Raw genomic sequence first — 13,961 nt, 5'->3', positions numbered from 1 at the left:
TTTTGATGAGTGAAATTATTCTGGTAACAGGAGGAGCTAGGTCAGGAAAGAGTAACTTTGCAGAAAAACTATGTTTGAACAGGAATAATAATACAGCTTATATAGCAACTTCTATTCCATTTGATGATGAAATGAAAGATAGAGTAAAAAAACATCAAGAGAATAGACCTAGAAATTGGAATACATATGAAATATATGAAGATATATATTCCATAATTAGACAGCTATGCAAAGAACATGAAACTGTTATACTAGATTGTGTGACATTACTAGTAAATAATCTAATGTTTAAACACAATCTAAATATAGAAGAGTCTACTCAAGAAGAAATAAACAAATTGGAAGAGTACATAAAAGAACAAGTTAGAAAACTTATTGAAGAAATAGAAAAAACAAATCTATACTTTGTGTTTGTGACAAATGAATTAGGTATGGGAATTGTTCCTGGGAATAAACTTAGTAGGATATATGCCGACATTGTAGGTCGTATAAATCAATACATAGCATCAAAAAGTAATGAAGTTTATTTTGTAGTTAGTGGAATACCCATGAAAATAAAGGAGTAGTATGTATCTATGAAAAGATTTATTTTAATACTACAGTTTTTAACAAGGATACCTATAAAATTAAATGTAGGATTTGATGATGAATTTTATAAATCAATAGTATATTTTCCACTTGTAGGTTTTGTCATTGGCATATTAACCTACTTAGTAGGATGGATTTCTATACTATTATTTGAGCCATTTATAGCTTCTATAATAATAACTTTAGCTGGTGTTTTAATTACTGGAGGTCTCCATATAGATGGATTAGGAGATACATTTGATGCAATATACAGTTATAGAGATAAAGAAAAAATGCTTGAAATAATGAAAGATTCAAGATTGGGCACAAATTCACTTTTAGCAATTATGTTTGTACTTTTATTAAAGGTTGGATTCATATACAATATAATAAGTAACAACTCATTATGGATTATAATATTTATGCCAATGATTGCAAGATTAGGAGTAATGTTATTGACATATAAAACTGTGACACCAAGAGAAAAAGGAATGGGAAATTTATTTATAGGAAAATTGACTACAAGTATGTTAATGACAGCTATAATATACACATTTTTAATAGTTATTCTTATTACTAAATTTATATTCTTATTACCTAATATAGTGTTGATTAAAATATTAGGTTCAGCTATAGTAGTTTTTATATTTATAATATTATTCAAAAAACATATTTATAAAAAGATTGATGGAGTAACAGGAGATATATTAGGTTGTGGAATAGAACTTTCAGAACTTGTATATTTGATTTATATATATTTGTTAATTTTTATGTTTTTTTAAAACTAAAAAGTGGTGATAATATGATAAGATTAATATTAATAAGACATGCATTGACAAATGATAATAAAAAAGGAAGATTATCAGGTCACATAAATAGTTGTATTAGTGAAGAAGGTAAATTGCAAATAAATAAAATTACTAAATATCTAAGTCATGAAAATATAGACAGAATTTACACGACGCCATCTTCACGTACTAAGGATACAATAGAAAAAATATCAAGATTAAAGTTAATAGAAATAGAAGAAAAAGAAACTCTAAGAGAAATTAGTTTTGGTGATTTTGAAGGAATAACTTTTGAGGAAATTAAAGTCAAATATCCCAAAGAATTCGAAAAAATGATAGAAGAAGGTAACAACTATAGATATCCAAGTGGAGAAAGTCTTATAGACTCTTATAAAAGAGTGGCAAAAGAGATTGATAATATAATTTTAGAAAATGATAGTCATTCAGATATAAAAACAATACTTATATGTTCTCATGCAGGAACAATAAGAAATATAATAACACATTTGATTTCTGGTAGTTATAAATATCATTGGAACTTTAAAATTGATAATGCATCTATTACGGTTTTAGAAGTTAATTGTGGATTTACTGTAGTAGATAAAATGAATTTTACAGATTTTATATAATTTAATTGAAATTAAGTATTATAATATATGTCTGTAAGAATATCAATGAAAATAGAATATTAGATTAAAATTAGGTTCTTAATTATATGTTAAAAGGGAAAAAGGTTAGATGCCTTTGCAGCCCCCGCTACTGTGAAACCAACGAAACTATAAATACCACTGTCAATTTGATGGGAAGGTTATAGAAGTAGGATGAAGTTAAGCCAGGATACCTGCCTAATTTAATTTAAAACAAGAGGTCTTCGGGGTGAAAGATTTTTAATTAATACGTATAAAAGTCCTATCTTTAGAAGCATTAGGACTTTTTTTATTTGTGTTTTAGTAAATTTTAAAAAGGAGGGATTAGAAAGTGGGGAAAAAAATAATGCTACAAGGAACAGCATCTAATGTAGGTAAAAGTATCTTAGTAGCAGGGTTGTGTAGAATATTTAAACAAGATGGTTATACTGTTGCTCCTTTTAAATCTCAGAATATGGCTTTAAATTCTTTTATAACTAAAGAAGGATTAGAAATGGGAAGAGCACAAGTGTTTCAAGCAGAAGCGGCGAAAATAGAGCCAATAGCTGATATGAATCCGATTTTATTAAAACCTTCTGGAAATAACAAAAGTCAAGTTATTGTAAGAGGGAAGGTTATAGGGGAAATGCCATCTTCTCAATATCATGATTATAAACTGGAATTGGTAGATGTATTGAAGGATACCTTTGATAGCTTGAATTCAACCTATGATATTGTGGTTATGGAAGGTGCAGGTAGTAATGCAGAGATAAATTTAAAAGATAGAGATATCTCTAATATGGGTATGGCAGAAATAGCGGATGCACCTGTAATAATAGTTGGAGATATTGATAGAGGTGGAGTATTTGCATCACTGGTAGGAACAATGCTTTTATTAAGTGAAGATGAGAAAAAAAGAGTAAAAGGAGTAATAATTAATAAATTTAGAGGCAAAAAAGAGCTTTTACAAGATGGAGTAAAGATGTTAGAGGACATCATAAAAGTACCAGTTATAGGTGTAGTTCCTTATACAGATATAAAAATAGAAGATGAAGATAGTGTGACTACTAGATTCAAGAAAAAAATGAATAAAAGCGATATACACATAGAAATAATTAGAACTCCACATATGTCTAACTTTACAGATTTCAATATATTTGAGACGCAAGAAGATGTAAGTATTAGGTATGTAGATTATGGGGAATCTTTAGGAAATCCCGATATGGTAATAATACCTGGAACTAAAAGTACTATAGATGATTTAACATATATAAGAAAAAGTGGTCTTGAGTCACAAATTAAAAATTTATATAGTCAGGGTAAATTGATATTTGGTATATGTGGTGGATATCAAATGCTAGGTAAAAAATTAAAAGACCCTTACCATGTTGAAAGTGAAATTGAAGAAGTTGATGGTATAGGTCTCTTAGATACAGAAACAATATTTGAGAAAGAAAAAACTACAACACAGGTAGAAGCTACTATTGTTGAATGTACTGGTGAATATATGAATGGCCTTAAAGGTAAGAAAGTCAAAGGTTATGAAATCCATATGGGTATTACAAATCGAGGTAATGGTGTAAGAAGCTTGGACCTGATAACAAAAAAACTGGATGAAGAAGTGAATTATACTGAAGGAAGCATAAATAAAGATGGGAATGTAATCGGAACTTATCTTCATGGAATTTTCGATGAAATAAGTTTTACAAGGAAAATTTTAAATAATATAAGAATGAAAAAAGGTCTACAAGAATTAGAAAGCAAGGTAAACTCTTTTGATGAATTTAAAGATAAAGAATATGATAAATTGGCTGATTTTTTGAGAGAGCATTTAGATATAGAAAAAATATATGAGATTATGAAATAATAATGATTCTGTATTTATAATTTAGGTAGGAGGTGTATTATGAAAAAAATTTTAATTGCAGGTACTAGTAGTGGAGTAGGTAAGACGACAATATCATTAGGGATAATGCAAGCTTTAGTCAAGAGAAATATGAAAGTACAGCCATATAAAGTAGGGCCAGATTATATAGACCCTTCATACCACACTTTTATAACTGGAAGACATTCCAGAAATCTAGATTCTTATATGTTAGATGACGAAAAAATAAAGTATATAGTAAATAAGTCCTCAAAGGATGCAGATATTTCAGTAATAGAAGGTGTTATGGGGTTGTATGATGGTTTTGGAATAGATTTAGATAACTGTACAAGTTCACATACTTCGAAAGTGTTAAAATCACCTGTTATATTAGTTATAAATGGAAAATCTATGGCAGCATCTAGTGCTGCTATGGTACTAGGATATAAGGAATTAGATAAAGATGTAAATATAAAAGGTGTCATAGTAAATAATGTTAAGACTAATAGCCATTATCAAATAATTAAGAGTTCTATAGAGAAATATTGCAATGTTGAAGTATTGGGATATTTTCCTCCAAATAGTAAATTTTCTTTAGAATCTAGACATTTAGGATTGGTTCCTAGTGTAGAGATGAAATCTCTAAGAGAAAAATTTTATACTTTAGCTGATGAAATTGAAAGTTATATAGATATTGATAGAATAATCGAAATCTCGGAAAGTGATGAGTTTGAGAGTGATTTCGATTTTCAAACTTTGATAGAGAATAATGGAATAAAAAAGCATGTTAATAATAAATCAATAGCTATAGCATATGATAAGGCATTCAATTTTTATTATAAAGAAAACATAGAGCTTTTAGAAGAACTTGGATTAGAAGTAAATTATTTTAGCCCTCTTGAAGATACATCAGTGCCAACTTCAGATTATATTTATATTGGAGGAGGTTTTCCAGAAATATTTGGAAAAGAACTAGAAGCAAATGAGTCGATGAGAACCTCTATATTAGAAGCACATAATAACAATATACCTATTTATGCAGAATGTGGAGGACTGATGTACCTAGGTGAGAAACTATTGAATCAAGAAGAACAAGAATTTAATATGGTTGGTATATTTAGTGGAATTAGTAAGATGACATCTTCTTTAAAGAGATTTGGATACTGTATTGGTGTAGCTAAAGAAAATACTCTTTTATCTAAAAAGGGAGAGACGATTAAAGGACATGAGTTTCATCATTCAATATTTGAGAGTGATGAGAAGTGTGCATATTCAATGAAAAAAGAAAGAGATGGAAACATAGTAGAAGAGTGGGATGGTGGTTATAGTAAAGGAAACACTTTAGCTACATATCTTCATACTCATTTTTATAATAATTTAAATTGTATAGAAAATTTTTTGAATAAAGGAAATAAGTAAATGAATATTTTATCTATTTATATAGGGTATGTGACAGATTTAATTGTAGGAGACCCATATTCTTTTCCTCATCCAGTGAGGTTTATTGGTAAGCTTATAAATTTTACTCAAGGTATAATAAGGAAGGTCTTTAAGAGTGATAAACAATTAAAATTTGGCGGATTTATATTATGGTTTATCACTGTTGGAATAACGTATTTAATAACCTATGCTATAGTGAAGTTATTTAGTTTTAATGTAGTATTGAGTGTTGCAGTAAATAGTTTTCTAATTTATACAACACTAGCTACAAAATGTTTAAAAGATGAAGCATTAAAAATTTATAATGTATTAAAAACTGGAGATATAGAGAAATCTAGAACTCAGTTATCTTATATAGTAGGTAGAGATACTACTAATTTAAGTGAGTCTGAGATAATAAGGGCGACTGTAGAAACTGTTGCAGAAAATACTGTAGATGGTATAATTGCACCTATGTTTTATGCATTTATTGGAGGAGCACCACTTGCTATGGCGTATAAAGCTATAAATACATTAGATTCAACTGTTGGATATAAAAATGAGAAATATAAAGATATTGGTTTTGCTTCTGCTAAGATTGATGATATAGCCAATTATATACCAGCTAGAATATCTGTTATTCTTATGACAATTGGCAGTTTCTTTTTACGTTACAACTATAGAAATTGTTTTAAAATATCCATTAGAGATAGAAAGAATCATAAAAGTCCAAATTGTGCTTTTTCAGAGGGGGCAGTGTCTGGTGCTTTAGGAATACAACTGGGAGGTACCAATTTTTATTTTGGAGAAAAAGTATATAAGCCAACAATAGGGGATAAGCTTAGGGAGATAGATAAAGAGGATATAATTAAAACGAATAAAATTATGTATGCATCTTCCTTTGTATCTATATTAGTATTTACACTAGTATATATGTTATGTAGGGCGATTTTAATTAACTTAATTATATAAATTATGGTTTGCTAACTTAAGGGGGACATAGATGAAGGATTTAGGGCATGGTGCCAATGTAGATGAAATGGCAAAATTATATGGGAAAGACCCAAAAGAAATAATAGATTTTAGTTCAAATATAAATCCAAATGTATTACCAAATTTAGAAAGATACATTTTAAGAGGATTAAAAGAGTGTAGGAATTATCCAGATATAAACTATACAAACTTGAGAGGAAATATATCAAAATATATAGATATAAATCCAAACTTTATAATACCTGGAAATGGTGCTACAGAAGTGATTTATTTGCTTATGAGGAGTATTAAAAAAAGATTAGCTATAATAAATCCTACATTTTCAGAATATAGAAGAAGTGCTAAGTTAAACAATCTAGATATTATAGAATTAGAGTTAGATTCGGAAAATAATTTTAAACTTGATATAGATATAATAAAAAAGAACATTGAAAAATTTGACAGCTTATTTATATGTAATCCTAATAATCCTAGTGGGAATGTTCAAGACTTAAAGGAACTTGTTTACTTATTAGGTCAACACGAAAAGCTATTAATAGTTGATGAAACTTTTATGGAATTTGTTGAAGATGAAAATGAGTATAGCTTAGTAAAATATATAGAATCAAACAAAAACATATTCATCATTAAAGCTGTGACTAAGTTTTTTGGTATGCCTGGCTTAAGGTTAGGATATGGTATTACAAGCAATACTAACATTATGGACAAAATTTATGAATACAAAGAGCCATGGACTATAAATTCTTTTGCAGACATACTATCTGATTTTATTTTTGAAGATAAAGAGTATATTAGAAAGAGTAAAGAATATTACATAAAAGAAAGAAAATACATGTTACAAGAGTTGAGAAACGTAAAAAATATAAAAGTCTATGATACAGATGCTAATTTTATTTTGATAAAAATTTATAAAAAAATATCTAGAGAATTGAAAAAAGATTTGTTTAAGCAAGGAAATCTATTGGTTAGAGATGCATCTAACTTTGTAGGATTAGATGATAGTTTTATAAGAGTAGCTATAAAATCTCATGAGGATAATAAAATTCTTATAGAAAATATAAAAAGTTTATTGGGTGATTAAAATGAAATCTTATGGAATATGCCCAGCATCTTGTGGAGAGTTTGTACAAGGGATAATTGATGATGAAGAATATTTATGCTCATATGCAATAGATATGTATTCCAAAGTGTATATTGAAGAAAAATTAGTAGATATAAATTTGGGTAGATATAAGTCAAGATTGGCAATTGAGAAGGTATTTGAAAAGTTTAATTTACCTAAAAAAGATACTAAAAATATTTCTTTGAATATAGATAGTAAAATACCTATTGGAAAAGGGATGGCAAGTTCGACTGCCGATATAGGAGCTACTATAAAGGCAACATTATCATTGATAGATAAAGACTTGAGTAGTGAAGAGATTTGTAAATTAGCAGCAGAAATAGAGCCAACAGATTCTATATTTATAGACAAAAATAGCATATTTAATCCTCTAAATGGAACTGTTATAAAATACCTAGGAAATATAAGTAATGCAAAAGTTATAATACTTGAGCCCAATAAAGTACTAGATACTATGAAAATTAGGCTGAGGAAAGATTATAATACCTTAAAAATAGAAAATAGGGAAATCATAAAAAAGTCATTTACTCTTTTAGAAGAAGGATTGAAAAATGATAACTTATCTCTAGTTGGAGAGGCTTGTACTTTGAGTAGTTTAGCAAATGAAAATATAGAAAAAAAAGAGTACTTAAATGAAATCATAAAAATAGCTGAAAAATGTGGAGCATATGGAGTAAACATTGCTCACAGTGGTACAGTAATAGGTATTTTAATTGATAAGTTTATGGATGATAAAAATATAATAAATGTTTTATGTGAATCTAATATAAATTCTGTTTATAATAAGATTTATACGTTGAACATAATAAATGGAGGAATTAAGGGGGAAATAGAATGCAATACATAAAGAATCCTATGAAAATAGAAGAAAAAAGTTTTGAATTAATACAAGAGATAATAGATGAGATTAGACCAGATTATAGATTTAAGAATACTATCGAAGAAAAAATAATAAAGAGAGCTATACATACTACTGCAGATTTTGATTACTTAGACATATTAAAAATATCAGAAGAAGCAGTAGATAGTATAATAGATGCATTAAAAAATAATGCGAGTATTTATACTGATACAAATATGGCTCTTAGTGGGATAAATAAAAGAAAGCTAGAAGCATTAGGATGTAAATATAAATGTTTAGTAGCAGACGAAGAAACTGCAAAATTAGCTAAAGAGAAAGGGATTACTCGTTCCATGGCAGCAGTAGAGATTGCAGCTAAAGAAGAGGGAAGAAAGATATTTGTTTTAGGAAATGCACCAACAGCTTTATATAAAGTTATGGAGATGAAATCAGAAGGAAGATTAGATTTAGATGCAGTTATAGGTGTTCCTGTAGGTTTTGTAGGGGCACAAGAATCAAAAGACGAAGTTGAAAAAACAGATATACCATATATAATTTCTAAAGGCAGAAAAGGTGGTAGTAATTTAGCAGCAGCAATAGTAAATGCTATATTATATACTATGTAGGTATGTGTATGGAAGAATATGTGTATATAGATGGTAAAAAATATCGAAGAGGATATACTACAGGTTCATGTGCAACAGGTGCATCTAAGGCTGCTGTGTACATGTTGATGACAAAAAATAAGATTGATACTATAAATATAGATACACCTAAAGGGATACCACTATCATTAAAGGTCGATAATGTAAATATTTCTAATTCTTTTGTGGAGTGTTCCATAAAAAAAGATGGTGGAGATGACATAGATGCAACTCATACTATGGATATTTATGCAAGAGCTGAAATTGTATCCAAAAACGATGAGGATAAAGAGTATCTTACTTTATATGATATCGGTAGTGTAAGTACTAATAGTGAGAGTCAAAGTGAGTTACATAAATTTATTAGAGTTTATGGTGGGATTGGTATTGGGGTAGTAACCAAAAAAGGGCTTAGTGTAGATGTTGGTAAGCCAGCTATAAATCCTACTCCACTTAAAATGATAAACGAGGAAATAAGAAAGCTTGTAGGAAGTAATTTTGAATCTATACTTGGAGATAATAAAGTTTTAAAAATAACAATATTTGCTCCACAAGGAGAAGCAGTAGCAAAGAAAACATTTAATCCAAGATTAGGCATAGTTGGAGGAATATCTATAATAGGTACAACTGGTATTGTTGAACCTATGAGTGATGAAGGATGGAAAAAATCTTTATCTATAGAACTTCAAATGAAAAAAGAACAAGGCTTAGATAAAATAATACTGGTTCCAGGAAATCATGGAGAACAGTTTATAAGAGAGAAACTAAACTTAGATATTAAGTATGTAGTTAGAACGAGTAACTTTGTAGGCTATATGATTAAAGAAGCTCAAAGAATAGGATATAAAAAAATATTAATGGCTGGCCATATAGGTAAGTTTATAAAAGTATCTGCTGGTATCTTTAATACTCATAGTAAAGTAGCAGATGCTCGAAGTGAGATATTAGTGGCAAATTTAGCCTTAATGGGAGCTACATATGAATTTTTAAATAAAATAAATCAGTGCCTAACAGCTGAAGAAGCTGTAGATATAATAAATAATAGTGAATATAAACAGGTGTATAATATATTAAGTAATAAATGTAGAGATAGAGTAAAGCAATACTTAAATGAAGAGTCAGATGATATTGATGTGGAAGTGATGATATTTTCAATGGATAAGTCATTGTTAGGTAAATCGGATAATACAGATGCATTAGTGGAGGTCTTTATATGATAAACATAATAGGTCTAGGGCCTGGGAATTTGGACTATATAACAAAAAAAGGTGAAAACTTAATTTCCACTTCTGATGTATTAATTGGTGGTAAGAGGAATCTAGAATCTATAAAAAACTTCAAAGGAGAAAAAATAATCTTAGATTCTAATTTGAGAGAAATTATAGAGTACATAAATAATAATAAAGAAAAGCAAATATCAGTAATAGCTTCTGGCGACCCATTAATATATGGTATAGGTAGATATCTATCTAAGAATATTGACAACAAAATAATAAATATGGTTTCTGGAATTAGTTCATTACAATATATATTTTCAAAAATATACGTTGATATGAATGATGTATATATCACAAGTAGTCATGGTAAAGTACCAGATTTTGATTATATACTATCACATAAAAAAGTATGTATGGTTACAGACTCTAAGATAGGGCCAAAACAAATAAGTAAAGAAATAATGGATAGAAATCTAAATAAGATTATTGTTGTAGGAGAAAATTTGTCATATGAAAATGAAAAAATAACAATAGCAAAACCAGAAGATATAATAAGAATGGACAATTTCGAGATGAATGTTGTGGTGATTTTAGATGAAGAATAGTGAATTTATAACAGGGAAAGTTCCAATTACTAAAGAAGAAGTTAGAGCAATATCAATAAGTAAGTTGAATTTAGTTAATGCTAAAAACTTTATAGACATAGGGGCTGGTACAGGTAGTGTAAGTATTGAAGCAGCATATAATTATCCAAATTTAAATGTTATATCCATAGAAAAAAATGATGTTGCTATAGAGCTTATAGATAAAAACGTAAAAAAATTCAACTTAAAAAATATAGAAGTAATAAAAGGATATGCTCCAATCGATATAGGATTAAATACTCAGGTTGAGTCTATTTTCCTTGGTGGAACAGGAAATAATTTAGAAGAAATAATAGAATGGTCTAAAAAGAGTTTGGTTACAGGAGGAAGACTTGTAGCTAATTTTATAATAATAGATACTTTTAATCAAACTTTAAAACTACTAAAAAAATATGGATTTAAAGAAATAGATGTATGCGTTTTGAATGTTTCTAAACTAGAGAAACTAGGAAAAGGTGAATACTTTAAACCACTAAATCCTATATATATAATATCTTGTGAAAAAGGGGAAAATGATTATGAATAAAGTACATTTTGTAGGAGCAGGACCTGGAGATAAAGAATTAATAACATTAAAAGGATACAAATTATTAAGTAATGCAGATGTAGTAATATATGCAGGTTCTCTTGTTAATCCTGAACTTCTGGAATATTGTAAAGAAGATTGCCAAATACATAATAGTGCACATATGGATTTACAAGAGATAATAGATGTAATGAGAGAAGGTATAGAAAATAATAAGTCTGTTGTAAGATTGCAAACAGGTGATTTTTCTATATATGGTTCAATTAGAGAGCAAGTGGAGGATTTAAATAAATTGAATATAGACTATGATTGCACTCCAGGAGTAAGTTCTTTTTTAGGAGCAGCTTCATCTTTAGGTGTTGAATATACAGTTCCAGAAATTTCTCAAAGTGTAATTATAACAAGAATGGAAGGAAGAACTCCAGTTCCAGAGAAAGAATCAATACAATCATATGCTAAGCATCAAACATCTATGGTAATATTTTTATCTGTTCAAGAAATTGAGAAGGTTGTGTCTAGATTACTGGAAGGTGGATATCCAAAAGATACCCCTATAGCAGTTATATATAAAGCAACTTGGGCAGATGAAAAAATAGTTAAAGGAACTTTAAGTGACATAGCTGTAAAAGTTAAAGAAAATAATATAAACAAAACTGCTTTAATAATGGTTGGAAGATTCTTAGGAGAAGAATATAATAACTCAAAGTTATATGACAAGGATTTTAAACATGAGTATAGAGGGTAATATTGCTATAATCTGTATCACAGAAAATGGTAAGAATCTAGCTGTAAAGATAAAATCTTTAGTAAGTAACTGTGTTATATATCAAATAAAAAATAAAAAAAGTGATTTAAATGTTCAAGAAACATGTGTACATATAGTTCAAAAGAAATTAAGTGATTTTGTGGGAGAAGTATTTAATAAATTTGATTAAAAAATAGCTACGCACACTTGTGACTTTAGTCGTGAGTTAGCAGCTAAAGTAGTCAGCGTATAGGGAAACTTATATGTAGAGATAGGATATAACCTATCCAATACTACTTGAATTGCTGGAAACCCCTAAAGCTAACCAAACTAAAACATAAGGATGAAATAAACCTAAGTGTGAAAGTTACGAAAGTAGAAAAAATTGGTTAGATGGTATAAGGTTAAACCCTAAGTACTTTAAAATGGGCAATCAGCAGGTAAGCTCCAAATAGGAGAAACTTCAACGACTATTCCTCTTGAGGGAAGTACACTACAAGCTATTGGTAGTGGAAGTGGGTAGACCTTAACGGATAATGCCGAAGGATAAGATATAGTCTGTGCTTACATGAAAGTGTAAGAAGTTCATAAGAGAACTGCATAGGTAGTAGCGAACTTATGTGAACGACAACTTCAAAAATGATAAAAGTTAGGACTTATGGTTCTTACATATGTTATTTAAAAATAAATATAAAACCTTCGAAATAATTGTTTTAAATAATTACGTTTGTTAATATTATAATGGGTGATGAAAAATAGAAGTTACTCGGATATGTATATTAATAATCATAAAAAACAATTAAAGTGAGGTGATAGTAGTGGAAAAAGCTTATAAGTTTAGAATGTATCCAAATAAAAAACAGCAAGAGTTAATTAACAAAACTTTTGGATGTTGTAGATTTGTATATAATAAGTATCTTTCTAAAAAAATAGAAGTTTATGAAAACAATAAAGAAACTTTTACTTATAAACAGTGCAGTTCTGATTTGACCAATTTAAAAAGAGAATTAGAGTGGCTTAAAGAACCTGACAAATTTTCACTACAAAACACCTTAAAAGATTTAGAAAACGCATATAAAAAATTCTTTAAAGAAAATGCAGGATTTCCTAAATTTAAATCAAAGAAAACTAATAGATTTTCATATAGAACTAACTTTACAAATGGAAATATTATGTACTTTAGTCAATATATAAAATTACCTAAAATTGGTATGGTTAAAGTAAGGGATAAACAAGTACCTCAAGGGAGAATACTTAATGCTACAGTATCCAAAGAACCAAGTGGTAAATATTATGTATCATTATGTTGTACTGATATAGATATTAAAGCATTTGAAAATACTAATAATCAGATAGGTTTAGATTTAGGAATTAAAGAATTTTGTATCTCAAGTTGTGGAGAATTTATAGAAAATCCTAAGTATCTTCTAAAGTCATTAAACAAACTTGCTAAATTACAAAGAGAACTATCGAGAAAAACAATTGGGAGTTTAAATAGAAATAAAGCAAGATTAAAAGTTGCAAGACTTCAAGAACATATAGCTAATCAAAGGAAGGATTTTCTACAAAAACTATCTACTAAATTAATACGAGAGAATGATATTATTTGCATAGAGGATTTACAAGTAAAGAACATGACTAGAAATCATAAACTATCTCTTTCTATTTCTGATGTGTCATGGTCAGAATTTGTTCGTCAATTAGAATACAAGGCTAATTGGTATGGTAGACAAATTGTAAAGGTAGGTAAATTCTTTGCAAGTTCACAAATATGCAATAAATGTGGGTACAAAAACGAGGAAATGAAGAATTTAAGTATAAGAGAATGGATGTGTCCTTGTTGTAATGAAACTCACGATAGAGATATAAATGCAAGTATAAATATACTAAAAGAAGGATTAAGACTAATAAGAGTTTAAAATAGATAACGTATGTAAGAACCGTAGGAACTACGGGGATAGCCT

15 protein-coding genes and 1 riboswitch are annotated in these 13,961 nt (G+C 28.5%); all 15 genes read left to right on the top strand.

Going from position 1 to position 13,961, the window contains the following annotated elements; genetic code table 11:
* Positions 1-5: 5 nt before the first annotated feature.
* The 15 genes from cobU to tnpB all read left to right on the top strand — a co-directional run bounded on the left by cobU (position 6) and on the right by tnpB (position 13,916).
* Positions 6-566: a bifunctional adenosylcobinamide kinase/adenosylcobinamide-phosphate guanylyltransferase gene (gene cobU / locus ACTG48_RS19320; protein ID WP_479917741.1), complete on the top strand. Its 561-nt coding sequence runs from the start codon at positions 6-8 to the stop codon at positions 564-566.
* A 9-nt stretch (positions 567-575) separates the two neighbouring features.
* Positions 576-1,349: an adenosylcobinamide-GDP ribazoletransferase gene (gene cobS, locus ACTG48_RS19315; protein ID WP_479917740.1), complete on the top strand. Its 774-nt coding sequence runs from the start codon at positions 576-578 to the stop codon at positions 1,347-1,349.
* A gap of 20 nt (positions 1,350-1,369) precedes the next feature.
* The gene (locus ACTG48_RS19310) at positions 1,370-1,984 is read left to right on the top strand and encodes a histidine phosphatase family protein (RefSeq protein ID WP_479917739.1); all 615 of its coding nucleotides are present in this window, start codon (positions 1,370-1,372) and stop codon (positions 1,982-1,984) included.
* Positions 1,985-2,039: 55 nt separating this feature from the next.
* Positions 2,040-2,218: riboswitch (cobalamin riboswitch) on the top strand.
* Between the two features lie 115 nt (positions 2,219-2,333).
* The gene (locus ACTG48_RS19305) at positions 2,334-3,848 is read left to right on the top strand and encodes a cobyric acid synthase (RefSeq protein WP_021386370.1); all 1,515 of its coding nucleotides are present in this window, start codon (positions 2,334-2,336) and stop codon (positions 3,846-3,848) included.
* Between the two features lie 39 nt (positions 3,849-3,887).
* The gene (locus ACTG48_RS19300; protein ID WP_479917738.1) at positions 3,888-5,264 is read left to right on the top strand and encodes a cobyrinic acid a,c-diamide synthase CobB; all 1,377 of its coding nucleotides are present in this window, start codon (positions 3,888-3,890) and stop codon (positions 5,262-5,264) included.
* Entirely contained in the window at positions 5,265-6,236 is a 972-nt protein-coding gene (gene cbiB, locus ACTG48_RS19295; protein ID WP_479917737.1) for an adenosylcobinamide-phosphate synthase CbiB, read from the top strand.
* A gap of 31 nt (positions 6,237-6,267) precedes the next feature.
* Complete coding sequence (locus tag ACTG48_RS19290) at positions 6,268-7,338, top strand: pyridoxal phosphate-dependent aminotransferase (protein ID WP_479917736.1); 1,071 nt, start codon at positions 6,268-6,270, stop codon at positions 7,336-7,338.
* Between the two features lies 1 nt (position 7,339).
* The gene (locus ACTG48_RS19285) at positions 7,340-8,227 is read left to right on the top strand and encodes a GHMP family kinase ATP-binding protein (protein ID WP_479917735.1); all 888 of its coding nucleotides are present in this window, start codon (positions 7,340-7,342) and stop codon (positions 8,225-8,227) included.
* Positions 8,215-8,847, top strand: coding sequence for a cobalt-precorrin-8 methylmutase (locus ACTG48_RS19280; protein WP_479917734.1), 633 nt, complete (start codon positions 8,215-8,217; stop codon positions 8,845-8,847). Before ACTG48_RS19285 ends, ACTG48_RS19280 begins: the two co-directional genes overlap by 13 nt.
* 8 nt (positions 8,848-8,855) lie before the next feature.
* Positions 8,856-10,082: a cobalt-precorrin-5B (C(1))-methyltransferase CbiD gene (gene cbiD, locus ACTG48_RS19275; protein ID WP_479917733.1), complete on the top strand. Its 1,227-nt coding sequence runs from the start codon at positions 8,856-8,858 to the stop codon at positions 10,080-10,082.
* Positions 10,079-10,687 carry a cobalt-precorrin-7 (C(5))-methyltransferase gene (locus tag ACTG48_RS19270; RefSeq protein ID WP_021386351.1) on the top strand — a complete coding sequence of 203 codons (609 nt, stop codon included), beginning with the start codon at positions 10,079-10,081 and terminating at the stop codon, positions 10,685-10,687. The genes cbiD and ACTG48_RS19270 overlap by 4 nt, the downstream gene beginning before the upstream one ends.
* Positions 10,677-11,252: a decarboxylating cobalt-precorrin-6B (C(15))-methyltransferase gene (locus tag ACTG48_RS19265; protein WP_021386341.1), complete on the top strand. Its 576-nt coding sequence runs from the start codon at positions 10,677-10,679 to the stop codon at positions 11,250-11,252. Before ACTG48_RS19270 ends, ACTG48_RS19265 begins: the two co-directional genes overlap by 11 nt.
* Entirely contained in the window at positions 11,245-11,997 is a 753-nt protein-coding gene (locus tag ACTG48_RS19260; protein WP_021386369.1) for a cobalt-precorrin-4 methyltransferase, read from the top strand. The genes ACTG48_RS19265 and ACTG48_RS19260 overlap by 8 nt, the downstream gene beginning before the upstream one ends.
* The gene (locus ACTG48_RS19255) at positions 11,981-12,187 is read left to right on the top strand and encodes a hypothetical protein (protein WP_479917732.1); all 207 of its coding nucleotides are present in this window, start codon (positions 11,981-11,983) and stop codon (positions 12,185-12,187) included. The genes ACTG48_RS19260 and ACTG48_RS19255 overlap by 17 nt, the downstream gene beginning before the upstream one ends.
* 619 nt (positions 12,188-12,806) lie before the next feature.
* Positions 12,807-13,916, top strand: coding sequence for an IS200/IS605 family element RNA-guided endonuclease TnpB (gene tnpB / locus ACTG48_RS19250; RefSeq protein WP_479917731.1), 1,110 nt, complete (start codon positions 12,807-12,809; stop codon positions 13,914-13,916).
* The last annotated feature ends 45 nt before the right edge of the window (positions 13,917-13,961 follow it).

The organism is Clostridioides sp. LIBA-6822 (assembly GCF_056688955.1).
The sequence above is the reverse complement of the archived record's forward strand: the minus strand, read 5'-3'. Positions and strand labels throughout refer to the sequence as shown.

Excerpts from the sequence above, each read along its gene's own strand:
- cobU (WP_479917741.1), top strand. The coding sequence starts at position 6 with ATGAGTGAAATTATTCTGGTAACAGGAGGAGCTAGGTCAGGAAAGAGT.
- cobS (WP_479917740.1), top strand. The coding sequence starts at position 576 with ATGAAAAGATTTATTTTAATACTACAGTTTTTAACAAGGATACCTATA.
- ACTG48_RS19310 (WP_479917739.1), top strand. The coding sequence starts at position 1,370 with ATGATAAGATTAATATTAATAAGACATGCATTGACAAATGATAATAAA.
- ACTG48_RS19300 (WP_479917738.1), top strand. The coding sequence starts at position 3,888 with ATGAAAAAAATTTTAATTGCAGGTACTAGTAGTGGAGTAGGTAAGACG.
- cbiB (WP_479917737.1), top strand. The coding sequence starts at position 5,265 with ATGAATATTTTATCTATTTATATAGGGTATGTGACAGATTTAATTGTA.
- ACTG48_RS19290 (WP_479917736.1), top strand. The coding sequence starts at position 6,268 with ATGAAGGATTTAGGGCATGGTGCCAATGTAGATGAAATGGCAAAATTA.
- ACTG48_RS19285 (WP_479917735.1), top strand. The coding sequence starts at position 7,340 with ATGAAATCTTATGGAATATGCCCAGCATCTTGTGGAGAGTTTGTACAA.
- ACTG48_RS19280 (WP_479917734.1), top strand. The coding sequence starts at position 8,215 with ATGCAATACATAAAGAATCCTATGAAAATAGAAGAAAAAAGTTTTGAA.
- cbiD (WP_479917733.1), top strand. The coding sequence starts at position 8,856 with ATGGAAGAATATGTGTATATAGATGGTAAAAAATATCGAAGAGGATAT.
- ACTG48_RS19270 (WP_021386351.1), top strand. The coding sequence starts at position 10,079 with ATGATAAACATAATAGGTCTAGGGCCTGGGAATTTGGACTATATAACA.
- ACTG48_RS19265 (WP_021386341.1), top strand. The coding sequence starts at position 10,677 with ATGAAGAATAGTGAATTTATAACAGGGAAAGTTCCAATTACTAAAGAA.
- ACTG48_RS19260 (WP_021386369.1), top strand. The coding sequence starts at position 11,245 with ATGAATAAAGTACATTTTGTAGGAGCAGGACCTGGAGATAAAGAATTA.
- ACTG48_RS19255 (WP_479917732.1), top strand. The coding sequence starts at position 11,981 with ATGAGTATAGAGGGTAATATTGCTATAATCTGTATCACAGAAAATGGT.